This window comes from Streptomyces phyllanthi (genome assembly GCF_009377205.1).
Classification (GTDB): domain Bacteria; phylum Actinomycetota; class Actinomycetes; order Streptomycetales; family Streptomycetaceae; genus Streptomyces; species Streptomyces phyllanthi.
This window is the reverse complement of sequence record NZ_VJZE01000758.1, coordinates 1-2,654: the sequence shown is the minus strand read 5'-3', so window position 1 is coordinate 2,654 and position 2,654 is coordinate 1. Positions and strand designations below refer to the sequence as shown.

The 2,654-nt window shown below is 73.7% G+C and carries 3 protein-coding genes; all 3 read left to right on the top strand.

Annotation, left to right across the window (positions count from 1 at the left end; translation table 11 throughout):
- Window positions 1–612, top strand: a 612-nt coding sequence (locus FNH04_RS44480; RefSeq protein WP_228031996.1) for a GNAT family N-acetyltransferase, incomplete at its 5' end; no start/stop codon positions are given.
- A 173-nt stretch (window positions 613–785) separates the two neighbouring features.
- Entirely contained in the window at window positions 786–1,799 is a 1,014-nt protein-coding gene (locus tag FNH04_RS44475; protein ID WP_322725652.1) for a zinc-binding dehydrogenase, read from the top strand.
- A partial coding sequence (locus tag FNH04_RS44470) for a 3-carboxyethylcatechol 2,3-dioxygenase (RefSeq protein ID WP_152791913.1) occupies window positions 1,796–2,654 on the top strand: 859 nt, incomplete at its 3' end. The genes FNH04_RS44475 and FNH04_RS44470, both read left to right, overlap by 4 nt.

Sequence of the window (2,654 nt, the reverse complement as noted above, 5' to 3'; positions counted from 1 at the left end):
TCCCCGATCCATCCCGCACCTCCGCAGGCCCCGGCGCACCGCCGCCGGGGCCCCGCGGCGCGTACCCCGGAACCCGAGGAGACCCTGACCATGGCCTCTGTGCCCGATGACGCACCGGAACTCCCCGTGCCCGCCCTCGGCGGGGGCTGGGCGCTGCGTCCGGTCGCCGAACCCCCGGGCTCCCCGCGCAGCCGCGCGTTCACCGCGGCACGTGACCGTGACGGCGACGCACCGACGATCGTCCTGCGGATCCACCGGGTGCTCCACCATCCCCTGCACGCCTGCTATCCGTTCGGCGCGCACGATCTCGCCGTCGAGCTCGATCCCGCTGTCGGCCTCCCCGTCGACCTCGACTCCGTACCGGCGGATCCCGCCCCGCCCGCCGCTCTGCTCCGCGCACTCGTCCCCGCGCTCTTCGCGGCCTCCCCGGACTGCCGTCGTGTCATCGCCGCTCCGGACGAGGACGACGTCCGTGCCCAGGACGTCCTGGAGGCCGGAGGGTTCCGCCGGATCGCCGAGGCGGACCTGCCCGGCCGCTCCGTCGTCCTGTTCGCCGCCGAACCACCGGGAATCGCAGGCCTGCCCACGGCACTCGACGACATGCCGCACTGATCGCGCGTACGTCCCACCGTGCCGTGTACGTCTCTTACCGCCCGTGCCGTGTACGTCTCGTCCCGCCCTGCCGGGTACGTGTCTCTCGCCCGCGTACCCCCTCACCGGTCCCGCGTGCTGCACAGCGGCACACGGGCTATGGGCACCCGCCCGGTCCGGGCGAACGTGACGACGTGCTTGCTGCAACCGCCATCTCCCAGAGCGCCACCGACCCGCTGTCGGGGCTGGTCCTGCGCGACGTACCCGTGCCCGAGCCGAAGCCCGGCTGGTCCCGTGTCCGTGTCGTGGCCGCCGCGCTGAACATGCACGACCTGTGGACGCTACGGGGCGTGGGCCACCCGCCCGAGCGTCTCCCCGTCGTCCTCGGGTGCGACGCGGCCGGGTACGACGACGACGGCAACGAGGTCATCGTCCACCCGGTGATCGGCGACCCGGACGCCGGCCGCGGCGACGAGACCCTGGACCCCGACCGGGCGCTGCTGTCCGAGCGGCACGACGGGTCGTTCGCCGAGTACCTGGTCGTCCCCACCCGCAACCTGGTCCCCAAGCCCGCGTGGCTGTCGTTCGACGAGGCCGCCAGTCTGCCGGTCGCCTGGACCACGGCCTACCGGATGCTGTTCACCCAGGCCCGGATCACCGCGGGCGACCGGGTGCTCGTGCAGGGCGCGGGCGGTGGCGTCGCCTCGGCCGCGATCAAGCTCGCGGTGGCCGCGGGTGCCGTCGTCTACACGACCAGCCGCAGCGCGGACAAACGCGCCGAGGCCCTCACCTGGGGTGCCCGCGCCGCGGTGCCCACCGGCGAACGGCTGCCCGAGCGCGTCGACGTCGTGATCGAGACGGTCGGCGAGGCCACCTGGTCGCACTCGCTGAAGTCGCTGCGGCCCGGCGGCACGGTCGTCGTCGCCGGCGCGACCAGCGGGACGAACCCGCCCGCCGACCTGGGCCGGATCTTCTACCTCCAGCAGCGCGTCCTCGGCTCCACCGGCTGCACCCGCGCCGAGCTGGTCGCGATGCTGCGCCTGCTGGAGGCCACCGGGGTCCGCCCCGTGATCGACAGGACGCTCCCGCTGACCGACATCCACAAGGGCTTCCAGCTCATGATCGACGGCTCCCTCACCGGCAAGCTCGTCATCCACCCGCCGGCTCACCGGCCCGAGACCGGCCCCAGCAGTGAGGAACGCGCATGACCGCAGCAGCCGTAGGGCTGTCCCACTCACCCCTCATCGGCAGAAACGACCCGGCTCCGGAGGTCCTGGCCCGGGTCGGTGAAGCCGTCGCGGGGGCCCGGGAGTTCGTCCGCGCGTACGACCCGGAGCTGGTCGTGCTCTACGCGCCCGACCACTACAACGGCTTCTTCTACAAGGAGATGCCACCGTTCTGCCTGGGCACCGAGGCGCACGCCGTGGGCGACTTCGGTACGGGCGCGGGTCCGCTGTCGGTCGACACGGCCGCCGCGAAGGCCCTGGCCCAGGGGGTGCTCGCCCGCGGCGTCGACCTGACCGTCTCGGCCCGCATGACGGTCGACCACGGCTTCGCACAGCCCCTGGAAGTGCTCTTCGACGGTATCGACCGGGTGCCCGTGGTGCCCGTCTTCGTCAACGGCGTGGCCACTCCGCTCTGCCCGGTCAGCCGTGTCAGGGCCCTGGGGACGGCGATCGGGGAGGCCGCCGCGGAACTCGACCGCCGCGTCCTGTTCCTCGCCTCCGGCGGCCTCTCCCACGATCCGCCGGTGCCGGTCCTCGACGGGGCGCCGCCCAGGGTCGCCGACGCCCTGATCGAGGGGCACCCGCCGACGCCCGAACAGCGGGCGAGGGGCGAGCAGAGGGTCGTCCAGGCGGGGCGCGACTACGCCGCCGGGTCGACGGCGATGATCCCGATCAACCCGGACTGGGACAACCGGCTCCTCGACCTCCTGGAGAAGGGCGAACTGGCCGCGTTCGACTCCTGGAGCGTGGCGGAGATGGCGCGGGAGGGCGGCGGGTCCGCCCACGAGGTCCGCGCCTGGATCGCGGCGTTCGCCTCGCTCGCGGCCGCTTCGGAGC